The 24,319-nt window shown below is 64.2% G+C and carries 21 protein-coding genes and 1 pseudogene; 12 read left to right on the top strand and 10 right to left on the bottom strand.

Translation table 11 applies throughout. The features are described from left to right. Window positions 1-6 precede the first annotated feature (6 nt). The 7 genes from C6V82_RS17155 (at window position 7) to C6V82_RS17125 (ending at window position 7,825) form a co-directional block, all read left to right on the top strand. Complete coding sequence (locus C6V82_RS17155) at window positions 7-1,038, top strand: 4-hydroxythreonine-4-phosphate dehydrogenase PdxA (protein ID WP_102588473.1); 1,032 nt, start codon at window positions 7-9, stop codon at window positions 1,036-1,038. A gap of 35 nt (window positions 1,039-1,073) precedes the next feature. Next, window positions 1,074-2,246: an L-rhamnonate dehydratase gene (locus C6V82_RS17150; protein WP_102588472.1), complete on the top strand. Its 1,173-nt coding sequence runs from the start codon at window positions 1,074-1,076 to the stop codon at window positions 2,244-2,246. Between the two features lie 9 nt (window positions 2,247-2,255). Next, window positions 2,256-3,242 (top strand): AraD1 family protein, encoded by a 987-nt coding sequence (gene araD1, locus C6V82_RS17145; protein ID WP_107164748.1) that lies wholly within the window; start codon window positions 2,256-2,258, stop codon window positions 3,240-3,242. 253 nt (window positions 3,243-3,495) lie between these two features. Continuing rightward, complete coding sequence (locus C6V82_RS17140; RefSeq protein WP_102586509.1) at window positions 3,496-4,245, top strand: SDR family oxidoreductase; 750 nt, start codon at window positions 3,496-3,498, stop codon at window positions 4,243-4,245. 24 nt (window positions 4,246-4,269) lie between these two features. Then, window positions 4,270-5,121 (top strand): fumarylacetoacetate hydrolase family protein, encoded by an 852-nt coding sequence (locus C6V82_RS17135; protein ID WP_102586508.1) that lies wholly within the window; start codon window positions 4,270-4,272, stop codon window positions 5,119-5,121. A 14-nt stretch (window positions 5,122-5,135) separates the two neighbouring features. Next, window positions 5,136-6,191 (top strand): zinc-binding alcohol dehydrogenase family protein, encoded by a 1,056-nt coding sequence (locus C6V82_RS17130; protein WP_102586507.1) that lies wholly within the window; start codon window positions 5,136-5,138, stop codon window positions 6,189-6,191. After that, window positions 6,188-7,825 carry a UxaA family hydrolase gene (locus tag C6V82_RS17125; protein WP_102586506.1) on the top strand — a complete coding sequence of 546 codons (1,638 nt, stop codon included), beginning with the start codon at window positions 6,188-6,190 and terminating at the stop codon, window positions 7,823-7,825. The genes C6V82_RS17130 and C6V82_RS17125 overlap by 4 nt, the downstream gene beginning before the upstream one ends. Window positions 7,826-7,943: 118 nt before the next feature. Here the strand turns inward: C6V82_RS17125 and nanR are convergent, their stop codons facing one another. The 8 genes from nanR to C6V82_RS17085 all read right to left on the bottom strand — a co-directional run bounded on the left by nanR (window position 7,944) and on the right by C6V82_RS17085 (window position 16,228). Continuing rightward, complete coding sequence (nanR, locus tag C6V82_RS17120; protein ID WP_102586505.1) at window positions 7,944-8,669, bottom strand: transcriptional regulator NanR; 726 nt, start codon at window positions 8,667-8,669, stop codon at window positions 7,944-7,946. 64 nt (window positions 8,670-8,733) lie between these two features. After that, window positions 8,734-9,810 carry an Ldh family oxidoreductase gene (locus C6V82_RS17115; RefSeq protein ID WP_102586504.1) on the bottom strand — a complete coding sequence of 359 codons (1,077 nt, stop codon included), beginning with the start codon at window positions 9,808-9,810 and terminating at the stop codon, window positions 8,734-8,736. A 69-nt stretch (window positions 9,811-9,879) separates the two neighbouring features. Further along, complete coding sequence (locus tag C6V82_RS17110; RefSeq protein ID WP_102586503.1) at window positions 9,880-11,259, bottom strand: TRAP transporter large permease; 1,380 nt, start codon at window positions 11,257-11,259, stop codon at window positions 9,880-9,882. 39 nt (window positions 11,260-11,298) lie between these two features. After that, complete coding sequence (locus C6V82_RS17105; RefSeq protein ID WP_102586502.1) at window positions 11,299-11,832, bottom strand: TRAP transporter small permease; 534 nt, start codon at window positions 11,830-11,832, stop codon at window positions 11,299-11,301. 123 nt (window positions 11,833-11,955) lie between these two features. Continuing rightward, a complete protein-coding gene (locus C6V82_RS17100; RefSeq protein ID WP_102586501.1) occupies window positions 11,956-12,957 on the bottom strand; it encodes a sialic acid TRAP transporter substrate-binding protein SiaP in 1,002 nt (333 codons plus the stop codon). A 270-nt stretch (window positions 12,958-13,227) separates the two neighbouring features. Further along, window positions 13,228-14,469: a four-carbon acid sugar kinase family protein gene (locus C6V82_RS17095; RefSeq protein ID WP_102586500.1), complete on the bottom strand. Its 1,242-nt coding sequence runs from the start codon at window positions 14,467-14,469 to the stop codon at window positions 13,228-13,230. Then, window positions 14,466-15,467 (bottom strand): 4-hydroxythreonine-4-phosphate dehydrogenase PdxA, encoded by a 1,002-nt coding sequence (gene pdxA / locus C6V82_RS17090; protein WP_102586499.1) that lies wholly within the window; start codon window positions 15,465-15,467, stop codon window positions 14,466-14,468. Before pdxA ends, C6V82_RS17095 begins: the two co-directional genes overlap by 4 nt. Then, complete coding sequence (locus C6V82_RS17085; protein WP_102586498.1) at window positions 15,464-16,228, bottom strand: SDR family NAD(P)-dependent oxidoreductase; 765 nt, start codon at window positions 16,226-16,228, stop codon at window positions 15,464-15,466. The genes pdxA and C6V82_RS17085 overlap by 4 nt, the downstream gene beginning before the upstream one ends. A gap of 150 nt (window positions 16,229-16,378) precedes the next feature. Here C6V82_RS17085 and C6V82_RS17080 point away from each other — a divergent pair, with 150 nt between their 5' ends. Together C6V82_RS17080 and C6V82_RS17075 are read left to right on the top strand one after the other, a co-directional pair. Then, window positions 16,379-17,542, top strand: a complete 1,164-nt coding sequence (locus tag C6V82_RS17080; protein ID WP_102586497.1) for a fumarylacetoacetate hydrolase family protein — start codon at window positions 16,379-16,381, stop codon at window positions 17,540-17,542. Window positions 17,543-17,605: 63 nt separating this feature from the next. Then, a complete protein-coding gene (locus C6V82_RS17075; protein WP_229843248.1) occupies window positions 17,606-19,021 on the top strand; it encodes an FAD-binding oxidoreductase in 1,416 nt (471 codons plus the stop codon). A gap of 102 nt (window positions 19,022-19,123) precedes the next feature. Here the strand turns inward: C6V82_RS17075 and hpaI are convergent, their stop codons facing one another. Together hpaI and C6V82_RS17065 are read right to left on the bottom strand one after the other, a co-directional pair. Continuing rightward, complete coding sequence (gene hpaI, locus C6V82_RS17070) at window positions 19,124-19,894, bottom strand: 4-hydroxy-2-oxoheptanedioate aldolase (RefSeq protein ID WP_102586495.1); 771 nt, start codon at window positions 19,892-19,894, stop codon at window positions 19,124-19,126. A 107-nt stretch (window positions 19,895-20,001) separates the two neighbouring features. Beyond that, the gene (locus C6V82_RS17065; protein ID WP_102586494.1) at window positions 20,002-21,759 is read right to left on the bottom strand and encodes an IlvD/Edd family dehydratase; all 1,758 of its coding nucleotides are present in this window, start codon (window positions 21,757-21,759) and stop codon (window positions 20,002-20,004) included. 198 nt (window positions 21,760-21,957) lie between these two features. On the opposite strand from C6V82_RS17065, the gene C6V82_RS17060 reads away from it, so the two are divergent. The 3 genes and pseudogenes from C6V82_RS17060 to C6V82_RS17050 form a co-directional block, all read left to right on the top strand. Beyond that, complete coding sequence (locus C6V82_RS17060) at window positions 21,958-22,899, top strand: acetaldehyde dehydrogenase (acetylating) (RefSeq protein ID WP_102586493.1); 942 nt, start codon at window positions 21,958-21,960, stop codon at window positions 22,897-22,899. A 19-nt stretch (window positions 22,900-22,918) separates the two neighbouring features. Next, window positions 22,919-23,944, top strand: coding sequence for a 4-hydroxy-2-oxovalerate aldolase (gene dmpG, locus C6V82_RS17055; RefSeq protein ID WP_102586492.1), 1,026 nt, complete (start codon window positions 22,919-22,921; stop codon window positions 23,942-23,944). Between the two features lie 77 nt (window positions 23,945-24,021). Further along, window positions 24,022-24,319 (top strand): annotated as a pseudogene (locus tag C6V82_RS17050) (C4-dicarboxylate ABC transporter substrate-binding protein); the annotation flags it as partial.

Here is a 24,319-nt window from a genome sequence, read left to right as displayed (position 1 = left end):
ATTCTCATGACCGATACACGCCCCGTCATTGCCGTGATCCTCGGCGACCCCGCCGGCATCGGCCCGGAACTGATCGCACGGCTGTTCGCCGAACAGGACCTGTTCCAGGACGCTCACACCGTACTGCTCGGCGACCGTTGGCTATGGCAGGAAGGCCAGCGAGTGGCTGGCATCAGCCACCAGTTGCCGGAAGTCGACGACTTCTCAAGCGCCCGCGACCATCAGGGCCCGGTGTTCCTGCCCGTGGACAGCGTCGCGGAGGGTCAAGTGGGCTATGGCGAAGTGACGACAGCGGGTGGCGCCTCGGTGCTGGCGCTTTTGACACGCTGCCTGGACGCTGCCCAGGCCGGCACGGTGGACGCCATCTGCTTCGGCCCGCTCAACAAGCTGTCGATGAAGAAAGGCGGACTCGCCCATGAGGATGAGCTGCACTTCTTCGCCGAGTATCTCGGTGTCGAGGACTACTTCTGCGAGTTCAACACCCTCGGCAACCTCTGGACGGCGCGCATCTCCTCCCATGTTCCGCTCAAGGATGCCGCGAGTTACATCACCGAGGAGCGCATCGTCGCCGCCACGCGGCTGATCAGCGATTCTCTGTCGCTGGCCGGCAACCCGGCACCGCGCGTCGCCGTGGCGGCCTTCAACCCGCATGCCGGCGAGGGTGGCACCTGCGGACGCGAAGAGATCGACGTGATCGCGCCGGCCGTCGAGGAATGTCGTGCGCAGGGCTATCCGGCCAGCGGCCCTTACCCTGCCGACACGCTGTTTCTCAAGGCCCGCGACGGCGAATTCGATGCAGTGGTCACCATGTATCACGACCAGGGGCAGATCGCGATCAAGCTGATGGGATTCATGGAAGGCGTCACCGTGCAGGGCGGCCTGCCGATTCCCATCACCACGCCAGCTCACGGCACCGCCTTCGATATCGCAGGCCAAGGCCAGGCCAATGTCATCCCGACCCGCAACGCCTTCGCGATCGCCAGCCGCATGGGCGCCAATCTGCGCCGCCAAAGACTCGATGAAAGTGCCACCGCTTGAGCGCCACCTACCACTTGCACAAGGAACCCCCACACATGAAGATCACTCGCGTACGCACCCGCGTCTTCGAATGGAAAGGCCATACCGTTCCCGCCCAGCCCCACTTCTGCTCCAACGCCATGGACGAGTTGTGGGACAAGAGCGACTCCATGGGCACCTTCCGCTTCCACGGCTGGACCACCGTCGAGGTCGAGACCGATACCGGCATCGTCGGCCTGGGTAACGTGGCCCTGGCACCGCGCATCGCCAAGGCGATCATCGATCAGTACCTCGCTCCCCTGGTGGTCGGCCAGGACCCCTTCGACTACGAGTACCTGTGGCAGCGCATGTACCGCTCCACCCACGCCTGGGGCCGCAAGGGCATTGGCATGGCGGCGATCTCCGGCGTCGATATCGCCATCTGGGACGTCATGGGCAAGGCGGTCGGCAAACCGGTCTTCAAGCTGCTTGGCGGTCGCACCAAGGAGAAGATTCCCTGCTACGCCTCGAAGCTCTACCGTACCGATCTCAAGAGCATGCAGGAGGAAGCCCAGTCCTACCTCGACCAGGGCTTCAAGGCGATGAAGATGCGCTTCGGTTATGGCCCCAAGGATGGCCCCACCGGCATGCGCGAGAACCTCAACAGCGTGGCGGCGGTGCGCGAGGTGATCGGCGAGGACATCGACCTGATGCTGGAGTGCTACATGGGCTGGAACCTCGAATACACCAAGCGCATGTTGCCGAGGCTCGAACGTTTCCAGCCGCGCTGGCTCGAGGAGCCGGTACTGGCCGATGACATCGACGGCTATGCCGAACTTAACCAGCTCACCAGCATCCCGATCTCCGGCGGCGAGCACGAGTTCACCTCCTACGGCTTCCGCCAGTTGCTCGAAAAGCGCGCCGTCTCGGTGATTCAGTACGATACCAACCGGGTCGGCGGCATCACCGCCGCGCACAAGATCAACGCCATCGCCGAATCGTTCAGCGTGCCGGTGATTCCCCATGCCGGCCAGATGCACAACTACCACCTGACCATGTCGACCCTGGCCTCGCCGATGTCGGAGTTCTTCCCGGTTCACGATGTGGAGATCGGCAACGAGTTGTTCTACTACCTCTTCGAAGGCGACCCGGAACCGGTCAATGGCTTCCTCGACCTCGACGACGACACCCCCGGCCTCGGGCTCACACTCAACGAGCGCTACTTCGACCAGTTCCATATCATCGAGTGAGGCCCGGCGATGCGATTGATTCAATGCCAACATCAAGGCCAGGTGCGTGCCGCCCTGGTGGAAAGCGACCAGCAGGTCCACCTGCTGGACCGTGACACCTGGACCCTGGCGCGCCGCGCCATCGAGGCGGGCAGGCCATTGGCCGATATCGTCGAGGCCTCGCTCACCGAGACGCGCCTCGACTACCCGACGCTGATCGCCGAGCGTCATCTCCTGCCACCGTTGACCCATCCCGACCCGGCCCACTGCCTGGTCACCGGTACCGGCCTCACTCACCTGGGCAGTGCCGACACGCGTTCAGCGATGCATGCCAAGGCGCAGGTCAGCGAAGAGGAGATGACCGATTCGATGCGCATGTTCCGTCTAGGCCTCGAAGGCGGCAAGCCCGACGCCGGACAGCCCGGCGCCCAGCCGGAGTGGTTCTACAAGGGCGATGGCAGTTGCGTGGTGGCCCCCGAGGCTGACATCCCGGTGCCCGCCTTCGCCCAGGATGCCGGCGAGGAGCCAGAGCTCGCCGGGCTGTACGTGATCGCCGACGACGGCACCCCCTGGCGGGTCGGCCACGCCATCGGCAACGAATTCTCGGACCACGTCACCGAGCGCTTCAACTACCTATGGCTCGCCCATTCCAAGTTGCGTGCCTGCAGCTTCGGCCCCGAGCTTCTGGTGGGTGAGCTTCCCGAACACCTCGAGGGCACCAGTCGCATCGTGCGCAATGGCGAAACGCTGTGGGAGAAGCCGTTTCTGACCGGCGAGGCCAACATGGCCCACAGTCTGGCTAACCTTGAGCATCACCACTTCAAGTACGCCGGTTTTCGCCGGCCGGGGGACGTGCACGTGCATTTCTTCGGCACCGCCACCCTGAGCTTTGCCGATGGCATCGAAACACGTGAAGGCGACCGCTTCGAGATCGAGCTTCCGACACTGGGGCGGCCGCTGCGCAATCCGCTAGCCTTAGAGAGGCAAGCCAATGAGCCACAAATCCGAGCGCTCTGACCCTCGTCTCCAGAAGACACTAAAAGATAGCCGAGAATCACTTCTAACGATCAGCATGGGGGACGGTTTCGACCGTCCCTTTCGTGTTTGACGGGATACCCCGGGATGTTGGCAACTGAGAGTAACTAGGCCATACTCGGGCAAACATCATCCTAGCATCCTGTCATACCATATGACGTTTCAAGCGGATCGCGACTCATCATCGGATCTACAACAACTTATCGGATCTACAACAACAGCACCGGACACCGCCATGCGACTCAACGACAAGACGGCCTTGATCACCGCCGCGGGCCAGGGGATTGGCCGAGCCACCGCACTGCGCTTCGCTGCCGAGGGCGCACGGGTGATCGCTACCGACATCAATGCCCAGAGCCTTGCCGAACTGGCCGATACCCCCGGGATCACCACCCGCCGACTGGATGTCCTGGATGCCGCCGCCATCGAGGCCTTGGCCGCCGAGACAGGCACCGTCGACATCCTCTTCAATTGTGCCGGCTACGTAGCCAATGGTTCGCTGCTGGATGGCACGGACGACGACTGGGAGCTATCGCTCTCGCTCAACGTGATGGCCATGATGCGCATGATTCGCGCCATGTTGCCGGCCATGCTCGACAATGGCGGTGGCAGTATCATCAACATGGCCTCGGTCGCTTCGAGCCTCAAGGGTGTACCCAACCGTTGCGCCTACGGCACCACCAAGGCGGCGGTGCTCGGCCTGACCAAGTCGGTGGCCGCCGACTACATCGGCCAGGGAATTCGCTGCAATGCCATCTGCCCCGGTACGGTTGACTCGCCTTCGCTGCGCCAGCGCATTGCCGAGCAAGCAAAACGCCAGGGCCGAAAGGAAGATGAAGTCTACGCCGAGTTCATCGCACGGCAGCCTCAGGGGCGTCTGGGCAGCGCGGAAGAGATCGCCGCCCTGGCCACCTACCTGGCCGCCGATGAATCCGCCTATACCACGGGTACCGCCCAGATCATCGACGGTGGCTGGCTCACCTGATTCCATAAACGGAGGAACCGACCAATGAAACTGTTACGCTTCGGCCCGAGCGGCCAGGAAAAACCCGGCCTGCTGGATGACAATGGGGTGATCCGCGACCTGTCGGCCCATGTCACCGATCTGGCCGGTGAACACCTCGACCGCCATGCTCTCGAGAGCCTGGCCAAGCTGGATGCGGCAAGCCTTCCCGAAGTGCCCGCCGATACGCGCATCGGCGCTTGTGTTTCCGGCGTGGGCAAATTCATCTGCATTGGCCTCAACTACTCCGACCATGCCGCCGAAACCGGTTCGCAGGTTCCCCCGGAGCCAGTGATCTTCAACAAGTGGACCAGCGCCATCTGCGGCCCGGATGACGAGGTGATCATTCCCCGCGATTCCGAGAAGACTGACTGGGAAGTGGAACTCGGCGTAGTGATCGGCAAGGCCGGACGCTACATCGACGAAGCGGATGCCATGCAGCATGTCGCCGGTTTCTGCGTCGTCAACGACGTCTCCGAACGCGAGTTCCAGCTCGAGCGCAGCGGCACCTGGGACAAGGGCAAGGGCTGCGACACCTTCGGCCCGCTGGGCCCCTGGCTTGTCACCCCCGACGAGGTGCCGGACCCCCATCAGCTCGACATGTGGCTCGAGGTGGATGGCAAGCGTTACCAGGATGGCAACACCCGCACCATGGTCTATCAGATTCCGTTTCTGATCAGCTATCTGAGCCGCTTCATGAGCCTGCAGCCGGGCGACGTGATCTCCACCGGCACTCCCCCCGGTGTCGGCATGGGTCAACAACCGCCGGTCTACCTCAAGCCGGGTCAGCGCATGCGTCTCGGCATCGAAGGGCTCGGCGAGCAGCACCAGACTGTCGTTGCCGACCAGCAGGGCTGAGCCAGGAGACCGAAATGCGTACCGTCGTATGTGCCGAACCGGGCCACATGACCCTGGAGCAGCGCGACCCTCCAAGCTGCGGCGAGGGGGAAGCGCTGTTGCGTATTCGTCGTATCGGAGTGTGTGGCACCGATATACACGCCTATGGCGGCAATCAACCCTACTTCAGCTACCCTCGCGTACTCGGTCATGAACTGGCCGGCGACATCGTCGAGGTGGGGACAGCCGGCGATCCAGAGTTGATCGGTCAGCGCGCCTACGTGATCCCTTATCTGCACTGCGGACAGTGCCGGGCCTGTCGCAATGGCCGCACCAACTGCTGCCAGCGGATGCAGGTGATCGGGGTCCACCGTGATGGTGGCATGTGCGACACCCTGGCGGTGCCACTCGATCATCTGGTGGTCTCCGACACCCTCGAGCTCGATCAACTGGCACTGGTCGAGTGCATGGCCATTGGCGCCCATGCGGTGCGCCGCAGCGAGCTTACGCATGGCGAACTCGCGGTGGTGTGTGGCGCCGGCCCCATCGGCATGGGGGTCGCCCAGCTTGCCCGCGAACGCGGTGCGCGGGTCGTGGTGATCGACACCAACCCGGAACGCCTGGCCTTCTGCCGCGACAAGCTCGGCATCGAGCTGACCTTGAACCCCAGCGAGAACGACATCGACGCCGCGCTCAAGACCTTGAGCGATGACGAGCTTGCCGATGTGGTGTTCGATGCAACCGGCAACCCCGCGGCCATGCAGGCCGGGTTCGACCTGGCGGGCCACGCCGGACGCTACGTGCTGGTGAGCATCGTCAAGGCCGACATCACCTTCAGCGACCCCGTCTTCCACGGCAAGGAACTGACCCTGCTGGCCAGCCGTAACGCCACCCGTGTCGACTTCGACGAGGTGACCCGGCTCATGGAGAGCGGTCGCCTGAAAGCCGATGCGATGATTACCCACCGTGCCGAACTGGCCGATGTGCCCGAGCGGATGCCCGCCTGGTGCACGCCGGCCACCGGGGTGGTCAAGGCGATGATCGAGCTCGACGACTCGCCCCGACAATCGACGACTGGAGCCCCGTCATGAATCAGACCATTGCCAGTGATAGTGGCCAGTTGGATACCCTGCGTGTACATGCCGCGGACAACGTACGCGTCGCCCTGAAGGATCTGCCCGCCGGCACCGACGTCACCGACAACGGCCAGCACATCACGCTCACGGAGGCGATTCGTCACAAGCACAAGTTCACGCTTGAGGCCCTCGAACCCGGCGATACCGTGATCATGTACGGGGTTACCGTGGGACGCGCTACCCGCCCCATCGCCCAAGGGGCCGCCATCACTACCGACAATGTCGAACACAGCACCGCCAGCACTGCCCCTCAGGCCAAACGCGGCAGTTGGCAGGCGCCGGATGTCTCGCGGTTTCAGGGCGCCACCTTCGATGGCTACCAGCGTCCGGACGGTCAGGTGGGCACCGCCAACATCTGGCTGGTCGTACCACTGGTATTCTGCGAGAACCGCAATATCGAGGTACTGCGCCAGTGCATCGCCGACGCCCTTGGCGAAGATCCTTTCCGCGAGTACAAGCAACTGGCCCGGCAACTGCTCCACGGCGATGCGGGCGAACCCTCACCGCCTCCGCGCGAACGTCTGTTTCCGAATGTCGACGGGGTACGCTTTCTGACTCATACCCTGGGCTGTGGCGGCACGGATGGCGACGCCCAGGCGCTTTGCCAGTTGCTCGCCGGGTATATCTGCCACCCCAACGTGGCCGGCGCCACGGTGCTGAGCCTTGGCTGCCAGAAGGCACAGATCGACATGATCAAGGCAGCGGTAGAGGACCGCGACCCCAAGGGGCTTCGCCCGGTGCACTATCTCGAGCAGCAGGCCAGTCAAAGCGAACAGGCGCTGATCCACGAATCCTTGACCACCATCTTCGACGGTCTGGCCGCGGCCAATCGGGTCGAACGCACGCCTGCCCCGCTGTCGAAGCTCAGCATCGGCGTGGAGTGCGGCGGGTCGGACGGCTTTTCCGGGCTTTCCGCCAACCCGCTGGTCGGCGCGGTGATCGACCGCCTGGTGGCCCTTGGCGGCAGCGGCATCCTGAGTGAATTTCCGGAGTTGTGTGGCGTCGAGCACGAGCTGATCGCCCGCTGCAGCGACGATGCGGTAGCCGAGCGCTTCAGTGAATTGATGGAGGCCTATCAGCGGCATGCGGCCACGGTCGGCGCCGACTTCTCCATGAATCCGTCACCCGGCAATATCCGTGACGGCCTGATCACCGATGCCATGAAGTCCGCCGGCGCGGCCAAGAAAGGCGGCGACAGCCCGGTGGTTGATGTGCTCGACTACACCGAACCGCAGACCCTGCAGGGGCTTAGCCTGCTGTGCACCCCGGGCAACGACGTGGAATCGACCACAGCACTCGCTGGTTCCGGTGCCAACCTGATCATGTTCACCACTGGGCTTGGCACCCCTACCGGCAATCCCGTCACCCCGGTGCTCAAGATCGCCAGCAACAGTACCCTTGCCACGCGCATGAGCGACGTCATCGACTTCGATGCCGGGCCGATCATTCGCGGCGAAGTGGAGATCAGCGAGTTGGCCGACCGCCTGCTCGAACTGTGCATCGAGACGGCGTCCGGTCGTTACCGGCCCCGCGCCGTGGAGCTCGCCCAGTACGACTTCATACCCTGGAAGCGGGGCGTGTCACTGTAGCGTCCCGGCGCCAGACCCAGACGCCATTCTCAAACGCCATGCCTAAACCCCCCGGCCCGCTTTCAAGCGGGCCGGGGGGTTTACGGATGCGCCACTCGCGTGGCGGTGTCGGAGCATATCACTCTGGCGTGGGTGCCAGGCGCTGCTTGAGTTGCATGTAGGTGCCATAGTGGCGGTCCAGATGACGGCGCATCGCCGCTTCGGCGGCATCCGGATCGCGTGACTCGATGGCCTCGACGATCTCGGTATGGGCGGCGGTGGCGGCCTTGTCCTCGTCTTTCTGCTGCAGGACCTGGGCACGTCGGTCGTCGAGCCATTCAGACAGCGCCACATGGATGGCGTCGAAGATCGGGTTGCGCCCGATGCTCGCCAGAACGCCATGGAAGTCATTGTCGGAACGCTTGAAGCGTGCCTCATTGCCGATGGCATCACGATTGTCGGCAAGCGCCAGCCGCAGTCGGGCAAGATCATCGTCGCTTGCATTGCGCGCGGCATAGCGCGCCAGCGATATCTCGAACATCGCCCGGGCTTCCTGGAAATACTGCTGGCCGTCGGGCTTGGAGAGCAGTTGGCGGGTCACCCCGGAGAGCCGCGCCATCACCGCCTCGGCGGTGGGACGAATGACGCGTGCCCGGGTACCGCTGTTGATGGCGATCAGCCCGAGCTGCTGCAGATGGAAGAGTGCCTCGCGTACCGCCGGACGACCGACACCGAACTGCTCCATCAACTCCCGTTCGGAGGGCAACTGGTCATTCTCGCCAAGACGCCCGTCGAGGATCTCCGCCTCGAGCTGTTCGGCGACCTGTTCGGACAGCGTCTTGCGCTCGACCCGGTATCGGCTCATGGGCACGTTCTCCTTGTTAACCTCGGATTCGCCGCCATTTTACTGCATTTCTCGGCAATGTCGCTCAACCGAGGCTGGCTAACGGTGAGATTCGGTACTCATCTGCCAGTTCGGCATAGGCCAACTGATTGGCAGAGTCGAGCGGAATGCCTTCGGCATCCCGATGCGTCTGGCAACGCCACTCACGGTCTCCTGGCGCCATCACCCGGGCATTGGCCGTGGCCGGCTGGGCACGCAGATCGGCGAGATACTCGGCCAGGCCGCGCGCGAAAGTGCCCTCTTCAACGAAGGCATCGGGCTTCATGGCAAGAAAGAAGTGCCCTACGCCACGGGGGGTCGACATGTCCGGTCCGCCCATGGGCAACAGGTTGAAGCCATGCTGCATGCCGGAAAGCGCCGAACTCAGCACCTCGACCATGCCCCCCAGGCCTGCCCCCTTGAAGCCGAAACCGCTGCCGCCCAGAGGCAGCAGCGCCGCGACCTCGGCGGGTGTGCGACTGACCTGCCCGGCTGCATTGGCGGCCACCTGATCGGGCAGCTCACGGCCAATGGCGCCAAACTGCTGCACGCGGTTCCAGGGAATCGAACTGGTCGCCATGTCCAGCAGGTACGGCATGCTCCCCGCCACGGGTGCGGCGAAGGCGATTGGATTGGTGCCGTGAAACGGTTTGGTACTCTGGTGCAACAGCACGAAGGGATCGGAGTTGCAGAAGGCCATGCCGATGAAGCCACGTTCAGCCGCCGCCAGGGCGTAGACGCCCGCCGCACCGAAGTGTGACGAGTTGCCCACCGCCACCGCACCCATGCCGACCTCGTCGGCCATCTCGGTGGCATGCTGCATGGCGGTATAGCCGGCGAGATGGCCAAGGCCATCGTCGGCATCCAGAAACCCCGTGGCCGCCAGGCGGCGGTGGAACACCATGTTCGGTGCGCCCTTGATACGCCCACCCGCAAGCGCCTTGAGGTAGTGCGGCAGCAAACGCAGGCCATGGCTGTCGGTGCCCATGCGCGAGGCGGTCACCAGAGCGCGGGTCACCGCCGCAGACGACGCCTGGTCGGCACCGGCTGCGCTGAGCGCCTCGCCCATGAAGCGCTCCAGATCCTCGCGGGCAACGCGGAAATCCTGCTGGGGATCAGACATGAATCGGGTTCTCCTGGAAACGATGAAGCCGATGGCCGCCACCTTGCAGGTGCCGGCCATCGGGTCCGGTCAACGGTAGATCAGGGTCGGCAGCCACAGTGAAATGGCTGGGATGAAGGTGACCAGCAATAGCGAGATGACCAGCGGCACCAGGAATGGCAGGGTCCCGCGCATGCATTTCTCGAACGAGATGCCGGAAACCCGCGACAGTACGTAAAGCACCATGCCCACTGGCGGCGTCAACAAGCCGATCATCAGGTTGAGCACCATGATCACGCCGAAGTGCACCGGGTCGACCCCGGCGGTGACCGCCACCGGCAGCAACACCGGCACCAGGATGGTGATCGCCGCAATGGTCTCCATGAAGCAGCCCACCAAGATCAGTACCAGGTTGATGATGATCAGCGTGGCGATGGGGTTATCGGCGAACGGCCCGAGCAGGTTCACGACATGTTGCGTGACCTGATTGCTGGTGAGTATCCAGGCGAATATCGAGGCACCCGCGACGATCAGCAGGATGACCGCCGTGGTTTCGATGGTCTCCATGCTGACCTTGAGCAAGCGGCGCCAGGTCAGGCTGCGGTAGACCACGCCCCCCAGCACCAGGGCATACACCACCGCGGCGATGGCCGCTTCGGTGGGCGTAAAGGCCCCGCTCATGATGCCACCGACGATGATGACCGGTGTCAGCAGTGACAGGAAGGCACGCTTGAAGGTATGGCCGAGCACCGGAATCGAGAACACCGCATCGCGGGTGTAGCCGCGGCGCCGTGAAATGATCGTGATCATTGCCATCAGCACCAGCCCCATCAGCAACCCCGGCACCAGGCCCGCGACGAACAGCTGGCCGACGGAAACAGACGCCATCACGCCATAGATGACCATCGGCAGGCTGGGGGGAATGATCGGGCCGATGGTCGAGGATGCTGCGGTGATGCCGACCGAAAACTCCTCGTCATAGCCGGCATCCTTCATGGCCTTGATCTCGATGGTGCCAAGACCTCCGGCATCGGCCACCGCCGCGCCGGACATACCGGAAAAGACGATACTGGCGCCCACGTTGACGTGGCCAAGCCCGCCACGCATCCAGCCCATCAGGGCCTTGGCGAAATCGAAGATACGCGAGGTAATGCCACCGTTGTTCATCAGGTTACCCGCAAGAATGAAGAACGGTATCGCCAGCAGCGGGAAGCTGTCGACACCATTGATCATGCGGTGCACTACGACCACATCCGGCACACGGCCGGTAAGCAGCACATAAAGCAGGCAAGAACCGGCGAGACTGATGGCGATCGGCACCCCCATCACCAGCAGGGTGAAGAGTGCCGCGAACAGAAACAGTAGATAATTTTGTGTGACGGCCAGCGCGATGCAGCCGAGTACCGCGACTGCCGCGACCAGCGGTGGCACCATCGCGCCACCGCGCCGCATGGCCAGGATGTTGGGCATTGGAGTGATCTCCGGGGCGAGGGTCGTTATTGCGTGTCGTTAAGGAGTGCCGAGCAATTCACTGGTGCCCGAGCGCCAGTGTCGGATCGCCACCTGGACGCCTCTCACCAGCATCATGATGAAGCCCACCATGACCAGGTAATAGAGCCAGCTCTTGGGAATATCCACCGACACCATCATCGCACTGGTGCGGTCTGCTAGCTTGAAGGTGATCCAGGCCATGATGGCGAAAAAGGCAATGTTGATCAGGTCCACTACCGTGGACATCAAGCGTCCAAGCCAGTCCGGCATGTAGCGATAGAAGAACTCCACGGCGATATGCGAGCCCTTGCGCACGGCCATGGTGCTGCCAAGAAAGCCCACCATCACCAGCAGGTAGCGAGCCATCTCTTCGGTCCAGGCGATGGAATTGCCGAGCACATAGCGACTGAAGAACTGCAGAAAGACATCCAGTGCCAGCAGCCAGAAGATTCCCAGGGTCAGGAAATCCTCCAAGCCATATTCGTGGGGATCGAAGGTGTCATCGTCGAGACCTTCGAAGCTGATCTCGTCAGTGGGGTCGTGTTGGCTCATGGCAGGTTTCCGTTCGTCCCACCCAGTGCTTGGGTGGGACGAGTCTTGGTCTACGAAAGGTCAGTTCCAGGAAAGGTCGGATCCAGGAAAGGTCGGATCCAGGAAAGGTCAGGTCACCTGGCGTTACTGACCGATGGCCTGCAGACGATCGTAGGTTTCCTGATCCCAGGTTGCCGCCTCGCCGTTGTGCGCTGGCATCGTGGCTTCGCGGAACGGAGTGATGTCGACTTCGTTGACGGTCACGCCCTGCTCTTCGAACCAGGCGACCAGCTCTTCCTCGGACTGCAGGATGTCCTGGGTGATGCGCTCGCCCGCTTCGGTGTAGACCTCACGGAAGATCTCGCGGTCCTCCTCGGAGAGACGATTCCACAGCGGCCCACCAGCGATGGTGATCAGGGAGTCGGTGATGTGACCGGTCAGGTTGATGTAATCCTGCACCTCATGAAACGCCTTGGCGCGGATGGTCGGCAGCGGATTTTCCTGGGCATCCACCACACCTTGCTGCAGCGCCAGATAGACCTCGGCGAAGGCGATCGGCGTGGGATTGGCGCCCACCGCTTCCGGGAACATCATGTACATCGGCGCATTGGGTGTACGAATCTTCAGGTCCTGCATGTCCTCCGGCGTATTGACCGGCTCATTGGAGGTCACGTGGCGACGCCCGTAGTAATTCATGGCCAGCGGTACGTTGCCGGTTTCATCCTGGTAGCCTTGGGCGATTTCCTGGAACAAGTCGCTGTCCGCATAGGCCTGCCAATGGTCGAAATCACGGAACATGTAGGGCGCGCCAGCGATCCCGACAGGGCCATAGAAGCGGCCAGCGAACTGGTTACCGGTATAGATCAGGTCAACCGTGCCGAGCTGCAGGCCCTCGTTGATGTCCGACTCCTTGCCCAGTGACGAGGCCGCATGAACGTTGATCGAATAACGGCCATCGGTACGCTCCTCGATCTCATCCGCCGCCCACAGCGCCCACTCGTGGTAGGGCTCGGACGTCTCGTAGACGTGGGCGAAGTTGAGTGCTTCCTGCGCATGTACGGCACCAGCGACCGTGAAGCCGCCGGCGATCAGTGCCGCGGTCATCATGCGGGTCAGCTTGAGGTGGCGTTGGCTCTGTTGGCTCATCTTGTTTTCCTCACTACCTGTCGAGTGGATGGTCTTCGAGTAGATTGACTTCGAGTAGATTGTCGTTATTGGCGGTTTGACATCACGTTGCGATAAATGACCATTGTGGCCAGGTGGTAAGGGGCAGGAATGGACCATTCTGGTTACCTGACCCCTGCTTAAGTGTCTTGCTGTATACGTATCATACCACCCGACCTCAACCTAGCTTCTCCTCGGTGAATGCGCAACACCCATCCGACCATCATGAGCCGAAGGTCTAAGCCACGACGATCAGCGCATTCCTTCAAGGCGCAACTGACAGTGCAGGCGTGCCAGCAACCCCGGCTCACCAAAGCCACCCGCCTTGGTCATCACCCGCTTGCTTGGGTTGCCATCCAGGCTGCCAAGAGCCACGCCTGGCGACCATTCCGCCTCGACGCTGATTGAGGCCACACCCAGCCGGGACAGAGCGGCCATGGCGATATCGCCCCCGGTCAGGAACAGCAGGCTTTCCCGTTCGTCCGGCCAGCGCTGGATCACGGAGGACGCTTGCCGCGCCAGGCAACCGGCGACCTCGGCGGCAGCCACAGCAGCCGGTGCCGAAGCCTGAAAGGTCGCGGTATCGTGCGCGGCGGTCGGGACGTGCATGGCCGGCTCCCCCGGGATCAATAACGTGGCTTGACCCACGGGGTCCGCTGGCATTCCCGCAAGCACTTCAATGGTCTCGAGCGTCGGGGCGGCCTCACGCAGCGCAGCAAGTTGCTCGGCGGCACGCGGGCTTCGCGACCCCACCACATAGAGCACAGACTGCACGCTGGAGAGCGCGCGGTGCGTGGCTCGTAGCCGGCCGAAGCAGCGTTGCGCCATGGCCGTGGCGAGCCCCGCCGCCCCCGCCATCAGCCGGGCATGACCAGCGAGCAATACCGCATCGTAAAGTGACGCCAGATCCTGGTCGCTTTGGGCGTCGGCCACGGCATCATCATGCGGCAGCGAAGCCCCCGAGCGGGGATGTCGGGTGACCGTCAGACCCGCGCGCGCAAAGGCCTCATCCAGCGGCCCGCTTAGCGGGGCCGAACGGGCATCCGCCTGATAGGCACTCTCGGACAGCCGCATGCCGTCCACCCATACCTCGGCATCACGCACCACGCGGCCCTGCGCTGGCACTGCCGGGGCCAGCATGAGCGCTTGCCCCGTCGTCTCCCGCATGGCCAGGCACTCAGCCACCACCTGTCCACGCAGGGTCGAATCGATCTTCTTGAACCAGACAGCGGGAGCTGCACGCGCAAGCCACCGGGCCGCCCTGGCCACCCGTTCGGCAGCGGCGCTGGCCGAAAGGTGACGCGACTCGGTGTTGACCGCGATCACGGCCGGCCAGGCGCCCTCCCAGCCAGCCATCACCACCTCGAGAGCTTCCAGGGAGATCACCACCCGGGCATCGGCGCCACGCGCGGCGAACGGCGCCGCCGCATCGAGTGCCCCGGTCAGGTCATCGGCGATGATGGCGACACGGCAACCGTTGTGGCGTGAACTCATTCACCGGCCCCCGCCGCCAGGCGCCGTGCATAGGCGATGGCCGAGCCCATGTTGGTGGCATCCGCGCGGCCCTGCCAGGCGATATCGAAGGCGGTGCCATGGTCCACCGAGGTGCGCTGGATAGGAAGCCCCAGGCTGACATTGACCGTGGTATCGAAGGCGATCAGCTTGACCGGGATGTGGCCCTGGTCGTGATACTGCGCCACCACCAGGTCGAACTCACCTCTGCTGGCCCGATAGAACACGGTATCCGCCGAGATCGGCCCACTGACCGCGAAGCCACGCGCCTTGAGCGCCTCGACCGCCGGCGCAATGATCCGGGTATCCTCGTCACCGAAGATGCCGCCCTCGCCGCAATGGGGATTGAGGCCCGCCACGGCGATGCGTGGCGATTCGATGCCCATGGCCAACAGATGCGCGTGCCCCGCCTCCACAGTCTCGGTGATACGCTCCTTGGAAACGCGCTCGATGGCGCCGCTCAGCGACACATGGGTCGAGACATGCAGGGTCGAGAGCGTCTCGGAGGCCAGCAGCATGAACGAGGATGGCGCACCAGTCAGCGATGCCAGCATGCCGGTATGGCCATCGTAGTGATGGCCCGCCTCATGCAATGCCGCCTTGTTGAGCGGCGCGGTGACGATCACTCGCGCGCGTCCGCTCTGGACCAGGTCCACCGCCGCCTTGACGCAGCGAAAGCTCATGTCGCCCGCCGCGGCACTGATGCGCCCATCGGGAATCTCGACGCCCTTTGGCACCTCGACGACGGCCACGGCCACGCTGTCGTCGCCTTCCGATGCCTGATCCAGCGGAACGAAGTTGAGCTTGGCATCGAGCGTTGCCGCAGCGCGACGAAAAATCGCCGGGTCACCGACCACCAGGCTGCTGGCCCGCTCCTCGGCAGACATGGCCACCAGGGCACGGCAGATGATCTCGGGCCCGATGCCCGCCGGATCGCCCATGGTGATGGCGATATCGAAGGTGCGCGTGGAAGCATTCATGGCATCAACTGCCCACCGTTGACTTCGATGACCTGGCCGGTGACGTAGCCGCTCATGCTATCGGTACCCAGGAACACGTAGGCGCCCACGCACTCCTCGGAGCTGCCGAGCCGACCCATGGGAATCGACGCACGGGCCGCTGCCAAATGGTCTTCGTTAGAGTGACGCTCGTGGAAGTCGGTGGCGATGGTGCCGGGTGCCACACCATTGACGCGGATGTTCTCGCCGGCGAGTTCCTTGGCCATGTTGCGGGTCAGCGTGCTGACCAGGCCCTTGGCCGAGGCATAGAGCCCGGCACCCAATCCACCTCCGTTGCGCGCCGCGATGGACGTGGTGTGGATAATGTTGCCGCCCCCGGCCTGGCGAAAGTGTGGCAGCGCGGCACGGCTGGCCATGATCACCGAGCGAGCGTTGAGATCCATCACACGATCGTACTGTGCATCATCCATTTCCTCGAGGGTGACCCTGCCGAGCATGTCGCCGGCGTTGTTGACCAGCAGATCGAGACCACCCAGGCGCTCGGCCGCCTCATCGACCGTCCGCCGGGCTTCGCTTGATTGGCTTACGTCCCCCTTCAGGGTGAAGGCCTGACCACCGGCATCGCGAACCGCCTGTGCCACCGCTTCGGCGGGTGCTTCACTACGGTGATAGTGCACCGCAACATGCGCGCCCAATGCACCCAATTGCCTGGCCAGCGCCGCACCGATGCCTCGGCTGGCCCCGGTAATCAGTACCCGCTTGCCCTTCCACTCATCGAACATGCCATTCTCCTTTTTACAGTCGACCCGAAACACGGCAGTGCGCTAAAGTGAGTCATGTTTTGGCATACCTGTCATACAACACGACATCAATAACATGATAGACGATGGCGGGCCACCCGCCAGATCGTCGTATTGGCACCGGAGGCGCCCATGACACCCTTGTCCGTTTCAGAGTCCCTTCCCGAAGACTTCTCCCGTGCGCTGCTGGTCGGCCGCGTATGGTGCGATGGCACCCACCCCGGCCCGGCGTTGGTCACCCTGCGCGGGGGTCAGGTGATCGACATCACCGAGCATGGGCCCACCATGGCCGATCTGCTCGAACGCGATGATCTGCTCGATATCGTCGCCAACGCCGAGGGTCCCTCACTTGGCAGTCTCGAGACGCTGCTCGCCAACTCCCAGGCCACCCCGGCCCGTGCACCCTTTCTGCTCGCCCCCAGTGACGTTCAGGCCATCAAGGCCTGCGGCGTCACGTTCGCGGTCAGCCTGCTCGAGCGGGTGATCGAGGAACAGGCCGGCGGCGACCCGGCACGTGCCACTTCGTTGCGCGATGAGCTCCAGTCGTTGATCGGCACCGACCTGTCACGCATCGCGCCCGGCTCCGAGGAGGCGATGTCACTCAAGAAGGCGCTTCAGGCACGCGGTGGCTGGTCGCAGTACATGGAAGTGGGTATCGGCCCGGATGCGGAGGTGTTCACCAAGGGACAGCCCCTCTCCTCGGTCGGTTTCGGCACCCATGTTGGCCTCCACCCCGCATCGCAGTGGAACAACCCGGAACCGGAAATCGTGCTGGCCGTCACCAGCCGCGGCGACGTCAAGGGCGCCACCCTCGGTAACGACGTCAATCTGCGCGACGTCGAAGGCCGCAGCGCCCTGCTGCTCGGCAAGGCCAAGGACAATAACGCCTCGTGTTCGCTCGGCCCGTTCATTCGCCTGTTCGATGAGCATTTCGACCTCGATGACGTGCGTCGTTGCCAGGTCTCGCTGCGCATCGAAGGGGATGACGACGGCTTCCTGCTGCAGGGCGAGAGCGACATGCGTGAGATCAGCCGCGACCCGCTGGACCTCGTGCACCAGACCATCGGCGACCACCACCAGTACCCGGATGGCTTCATGCTGTTCCTTGGCACCATGTTCTCGCCGATCCAGGATCGTGATGGCGAGGGGCAAGGGTTCACCCATCACATGGGCGACCGCGTCACTATCGCGACCCCGGCGCTGGGTGCGCTGGTCAACCCGGTGGGCAGAAGCGACCAGTTGCCGCCATGGACATACGGTATCCGCGACCTGATGACCTACCTGGCGCGTCGCTGAACGCTTTCACTCATCACTTTCGCCGCTTGCTATCAACGTCCCATGTCTATTCAGGAGGTCAGCATGACCACCACCTTTCTTGATGAACTGACAGCCCTGCTCGGCGAGCGGGGCCTGCTGCGCGACCCCGATGCCATGGCGCGCTATGTCAGTGACTGGGCAGGTGATCGGCTCGGCATGCCGCTGGCCGTGGCGCGACCCGCCACTACCGCCGAGGTCGCCGAGGTCGTAAGGTGCTGCCATCAACATGGCGTCGGCATGACGCCGCAAGGGGGCCACAGCGGCCTGGTGGCCGGCGCCCTGCCGGCGGCCGATGGGCAGGAACTGGTGATCAGCCTGGAACGGCTGGATCGTGTTCGCGACATCGACCCGGTCAACTTCACCATGACGGTGGATGCCGGCTGCATCCTCGAGAACGTCAAGCAGGCCGCCGCCGAGCATGACTGCGATTTTCCGCTGTCGCTCGGCGCCCAGGGCAGTTGTCAGATCGGCGGCAATATCGCCACCAATGCCGGTGGGCTCAATGTGCTGCGCTACGGCATGATGCGCGAGCTGGTGCTGGGGCTCGAGGTGGTGCTCCCCGACGGACGCGTCTGGGAAGGCCTGGATGCCCTGCACAAGGACAACCGTGGCTATGACCTGCAGCAGTTGTTCCTCGGCAGCGAGGGTACGCTGGGGATCGTCACCGGCGCGGTGCTCAAGCTCTCGCCCCGCCCTACCCAGAGCCGCACCGCACTGCTGGGCCTGCCCTCGGTTCAGGCGGTCATCGACCTCTACGGCCAGGCCCGCCGCGACTGCTGCGACCTGCTCACCGCCTTCGAGCTGATTCCCCGCCGCTGCATCGAGCTGGCCATGGAGGCGACCCCGGAACTACGCGATCCCATGGACGACAGCTACCCGTGGTACGTGCTGATGGAAGTGGCCGCCACCGGTCCCATCGATCTCGGCGAGCTGCTCGAACAGCTGCTCGAGTCGGGCATGGAGCGCGAACTGGTGCTGGATGGCGCGCTGGCCTCGAGCGATACCCAGTCGGCCCAGTTGTGGCAATTCCGCGAGAGCATGCTGGAAGGCCAGCGGCGGCGTGGCGAACACCTGCGCACCGACATCTCGGTGCCGATCTCGGCGATCGCCGATTTCGTCAGCCAGGCAAGCGATGTGGTGATGGCCGCCTCACCGCAGTGCGAGATCATCGCCTACGGGCATATCGGCGATGGCAACCTGCACTTCAATATCCTGCCCCCCACCACGCTGGCCGATGCCGACAAGAAAGCCCATCTGCATGAGCTGGAAGAGCGACTGTTCGAGGTCCTCGACAGGTTCAAGGGCAGCATCAGCGCCGAGCACGGCATCGGTCGTACCAAACAGGCCCCCTATCTGGCCAGGCTCTCGCCGCTGGAGCGAGAACTGGTGGCCGGCATCAAGACGCTGTTCGACCCCAAGGGGTTGATGAACGCGGGGCGCATATTGCCCACCGAGTGACTCCGGCGCGCTTCGCAACGCAAGCTGCCACGCCCTGGATGGTACGTGGCAGCTTGCGTTGGTGAGGATGAGCGGGGCTGGGGCGCCCAACCCGTTGCCGGATCAACGAGACGCGAAGCGTCCAGCCAGCCCCCGCAAGGCGCTTGCCAGCATCAATGTATCGATCCCCACGCCAACGAAAGTACAACCCGCCTCGAGGTAATCACGTGCCTCGCGTTCATCGGCGGTGACGATCCCCGCCGCCTTGCCGGTGGCACGGATTCGTGCGATGGCGTCACTGATCACCGCCACCACCTCGGGGTGGCCGGGGTTGCCCAGCTGGCCCATGGCCGCCGACAGGTCCGCCGGGCCGACGAATACGCCATCCACCCCATCCACCGCGGCGATGGCCTCGAGGTTATCCAGCGCCTCGGGGCTCTCCACCTGCAGCAGCAGGCAGATTTCATCATCGGCGCGCCACAGATAGTCCTCCACTTGCCCCCAGCGCGAGGCACGGGCCAGCACATGCCCGACGCCACGCTTGCCACGCGGCGGATAGCGGGTCGCCGCCACCAGCTCGGCGGCCTGCTCGGGCGTCTCGACCATGGGAATCAGCAGGTTCTGAACACCAATATCGAGGTAGCGCTTGAGCAATACCGCATCGCCGGTCGGCGGACGCACCACCGGGTGGCTCGCGTAGGGCTCCATGGCCTGCAACTGGGCCAGCAGGCTCGTCAGATCGTTGGGGGCGTGCTCCACGTCGAGCAATAACCAGTCGAACCCAGCGGTGGCGGCGATCTCCGCCGCATAGGGGCTGGTCAATCCCAGCCAGATACCGGTCTGGGGCTCGCCGGCGAGCAGGCGCTGCTTGAAGGCGTTGGGGGGCATTTGCATGTTGGGTTCCCGAGTGAATGCTGACCAAAGAGGCACCCCGATGATCTTGCCACTCATCGGGGCGGGAGGCCCACCGGCATCACGCGATGCCGGGCGGGCCACCCAAGTCAGTGCGAATGACGCGGCACCTTGGCGCCACGGCAGCCCACCAGGAAGTCGAAGTCACACCCCTCATCGGCCTGCAGGACTCGCTCGATGTACAGCTGGCGGTAGCCGCCTTGGCTTGCGATCAACCGCGACGCCTCGGTGGGGTCACGCTCGGCCAGCCGCGCGGCGATCTCCTCGTCACTGACCTCCAGGTGCAGCCGGCCGCTCTGGCAATCCAGCTCGATCCAGTCGCCATGGCGCACCGCGGCCAGAGGTCCGCCCGCCGCCGATTCCGGCGCCACATGCAACACCACGGTGCCATAGGCGGTGCCACTCATGCGGGCATCGGAGATACGCACCATGTCGGTGACACCCTGGGCGAGGATCTTCGACGGCAGGCCCATGTTGCCCACTTCGGCCATGCCGTGATAGCCGCGCGGACCACAGTTCTTCATCACCAGGATGCTGTCGGCCGTGACGTCGAGCTCGGGGTCGTCGATTCGCGCCTTGTAGTCGTCGAAATCCTCGAACACCACCGCCTGACCACGATGGGTCATCAATGCCGGGGTGGCCGCCGAGGGCTTCAGTACCGCGCCATTGGGGGCCAGGTTACCGCGCAGGATGCTCATGCTGCCATCAGCGCACAACGGGTTGTCGAGGGTCCGCACCACCTCGTCGTTGTAGATCGGCGCCTCGCGGACGTTCTCCCACAGGCTCTGGCCATTCACCGTCAAGGCATCCGGATTCGGCAGCCGCCCCGCCTCGCCGAGCCGGCGCATCACCGCCGGGAGTCCTCCCGCATAGTAGAAGTCCTCCATTAGGAATCGCCCGGACGGCTGCAGATCCACCAGGGTCGGGGTACCGTGCCCGACACGGGTCCAGTCCTCGAGATCGAGCTCGACCCCCATGCGACCGGCGATCGCCTTCAAGTGGATCACCGCGTTGGTGGAGCCGCCGATCGCCGCGTTCACGCGAATGGCGTTCTCGAACGCCTCGCGGGTCAGCACCTTGGAGAGGTCCATGCCCTCCTCGACCATCTCGACGATACGCATGCCGGAGAGGTGGGCCAGCACGTAGCGCCGTGAGTCCACCGCCGGAATCGCCGCGTTGTGCGGCAGCGAGGTCCCCAGCGCTTCCGCCATGGAGGCCATGGTCGACGCGGTGCCCATGGTGTTGCAGGTGCCCGCCGAACGCGACATCCCGGCCTCGGCGGCCATGAAGTCGTGCAGCGAGATCTTGCCCGCCTTGACGTCCTCGGAGAGCTGCCAGACTACCGTGCCGGAGCCGATGTCCTTGCCCTGGTGCTTGCCATTGAGCATCGGCCCGCCACTGACCACGATGGTCGGCACATCGCAGGAGGCGGCCCCCATCAGCAGCGCCGGGGTGGTCTTGTCGCAGCCCACCAGCAGCACCACGGCGTCGATGGGATTGCCACGAATCGCCTCCTCGACATCCATGCTGGCCAGGTTGCGGGTGAACATCGCCGTGGGGCGCAGGTTCGATTCCCCGTTGGAGAATACCGGGAACTCCACCGGGTAGCCGCCAGCCTCCAGCACCCCCTTCTTGACGTGCTCCGCCAGCTTGCGGAAGTGGTGGTTGCAGGGGGTGAGCTCCGACCAGGTGTTACAGATGCCGATGATCGGCTTGCCCTGGAACTCGTGGTCGGGAATGCCCTGGTTGCGCATCCAGCTGCGGTACATGAAACCGTTCTTGTCGGTGGTGCCGAACCATTCGGCGCTGCGCAGCGGTCGGGCGCGGGAGGAATCTCGAGAGGACATGGCATGGGCTCCTGTTGGGGCAGTCGGTCCTGAATGGCAAGCGCCAACGAGCTTGCCTGAAGGGTGACGAACCTGACAGACAGTAATGCCATAAGGGTTGCATAGTCGACACATACGAAAGTATATGTTGAACAAATACCCCTCATGTTCGACATTCACTGCACGCTTTCCGTCCTCTCGCCCACCGAGGAAGTCCTCATGCAGCAGCGCGTCAAGGTCGCCATCATTGGCTCCGGTAATATCGGCACTGACTTGATGATCAAGATTCTTCGCCACGGCCAATACCTGGAAATGGGCGCCATGGTCGGTATCGACCCGGCATCCGATGGCCTGGCCCGTGCCGAATCCCTTGGCGTGCCGACCACCGCCGATGGCATCGAAGGCCTGCTAGCCATGCAGGATGTCGATGCCATCAAGATCGCTTTCGACGCCACCTCCGCTGGAGCCCACCGACACCACAGCGCGCTGCTCGAAGCACGCGGCATCAAGGTGATCGATATGACGCCGGCGGCCATCGGCCCCTACGTGGTGCCGCCGATCAACCTCGATGAGCACCTCGATGCGCCCAACATCAACATGGTCACCTGTGGCGGCCAGGCCACCATCCCGATGGTCGCGGCGGTCGCACAGGTCGCCAAGGTCCACTACGCCGAGATCGTCGCCTCCATCGCCAGCAAGTCGGCGGGGCCGGGAACGCGCGCCAATATCGACGAGTTCACCGAGACCACCGCCAAGGCCATCGAGGTCTGCGGTGGCGCGACGCGTGGCAAGGCCATCATCGTTCTCAACCCCGCCGAACCCCCGCTACTGATGCGCGACAGCATCTTCGTGCTCTCCGAACCCGCCGACCAGGCGGCCATTGCCGCTTCCGTCGAAGAGATGGCGCTGGCGGTACAGCGTTACGTGCCTGGCTATCGGTTGAAGCAGCAGGTTCAGTTCGAGGAGATCCCCGCCGATGCGCCCCTCAACGTCCCGGGCATCGGCCCCGTCAGCGGGCTCAAGACCTCGATCTATCTCGAGGTGGAGGGCGCGGCGCACTACCTGCCCGCCTACGCCGGCAACCTCGACATCATGACCTCCGCCGCCAAGGCCTGCGCCGAGCGGCTCGCCGAAACCCGCCTGCTGGCCGCTACCGCCTGAGAGCCCGAGGAGTGACGATATGTCCGCCCATACCAAGCCTGACAACAAGCTATATATCTCCGATGTCACCCTGCGCGACGGCAGCCACGCGGTTCGTCATCAGTACAGCCTCGACGACGCCCGGCGGATTGCCCGTGCCCTCGACGCCGCACGCGTCGACTCCATCGAGGTCGCCCATGGCGACGGCCTGCAGGGCTCGAGCTTCAACTACGGCTTTGGCGCCCACAGCGATATCGAGTGGATCGAAGCGGTGGCCGAAGTGGTCGAGCACGCCATGATCACCACCCTGCTGCTGCCCGGCATCGGTACCGTCCATGACCTGGACGCCGCCCATGCCGCGGGCGCCAGGGGCGCACGAATCGCCACCCACTGCACGGAAGCGGATGTCTCCCGCCAGCATATCGAGCATGCCCGCAAGCTCGGCATGGACACCGTGGGCTTTCTGATGATGAGCCACATGCAGAGCCCCCAGGGCCTCGCCGAGCAAGGCAAGCTGATGGAGAGTTACGGCGCCCAGACCATCTACGTGGTCGATTCGGGCGGCGCCTTGACCATGCAGGATGTACGAGAGCGCTTCCGTGCCATGAAGGACACCCTGGACCCCGCCACCCGCACCGGCATGCATGCCCACCACAACCTGAGCCTTGGCGTCGCCAACTCCATCGCCGCGGTGGAGGAAGGCTGTGACCGCGTGGACGCAAGCCTCGCCGGCATGGGTGCCGGTGCCGGCAACGCGCCGCTGGAAGTCTTCATTGCCGCCGCCGAACGCATGGGCTGGCACCACGGCTGCGACCTGCTCACCTTGATGGACGCCGCCGACGACATCGTGCGACCGCTGCAGGACCGTCCCGTCCGGGTGGATCGCGAGACCCTGGCGCTTGGCTATGCCGGCGTCTATTCGAGTTTCCTGCGCCATGCCGAGGCCGCCGCCGCGCGCTACGGCCTGAAGACCGTGGACATCCTGGTGGAGCTTGGCCGACGCAAGATGGTCGGCGGCCAGGAGGACATGATCGTCGACGTGGCGCTGGACATGACCCGCCGATGACGGCGGGGTTCCTGACCACCCTGGTCCTTTCCAACATCGCAGCAACAAAACATCGCAACAACAACGAGGAACGCTACATGAGCTCACGCACTTCCCAACCCCGTTTCGCCCGCCGTACCCTGGCCACCGCCGTCGGTAGCCTGGCCACCCTGGCCCTGGCCGGCGTCGCCCTGCAGGCCCAGGCCGCCACCGAGATCAGCGTCGGCTACGCCATCTCCAGCAACTCCCACTACGGCGAGGGCTCGCGCGCCTTCAAGGAGACCCTCGAGCGCCTCTCCGATGGCGAGTTCACCGTCACCGACCACCCCAGCGGTGCGCTGGGCGGCGAGCGGGCGATGATCGAGGGCCTGCAGATCGGCACCGTCGACATGGTCA

The sequence above is a fragment of the Halomonas urumqiensis genome, assembly GCF_003028575.1.
Classification (GTDB): domain Bacteria; phylum Pseudomonadota; class Gammaproteobacteria; order Pseudomonadales; family Halomonadaceae; genus Halomonas; species Halomonas urumqiensis.
Note: the sequence above shows the minus strand (reverse complement) of the source record. Positions and strands in the feature narration are given on the sequence as shown.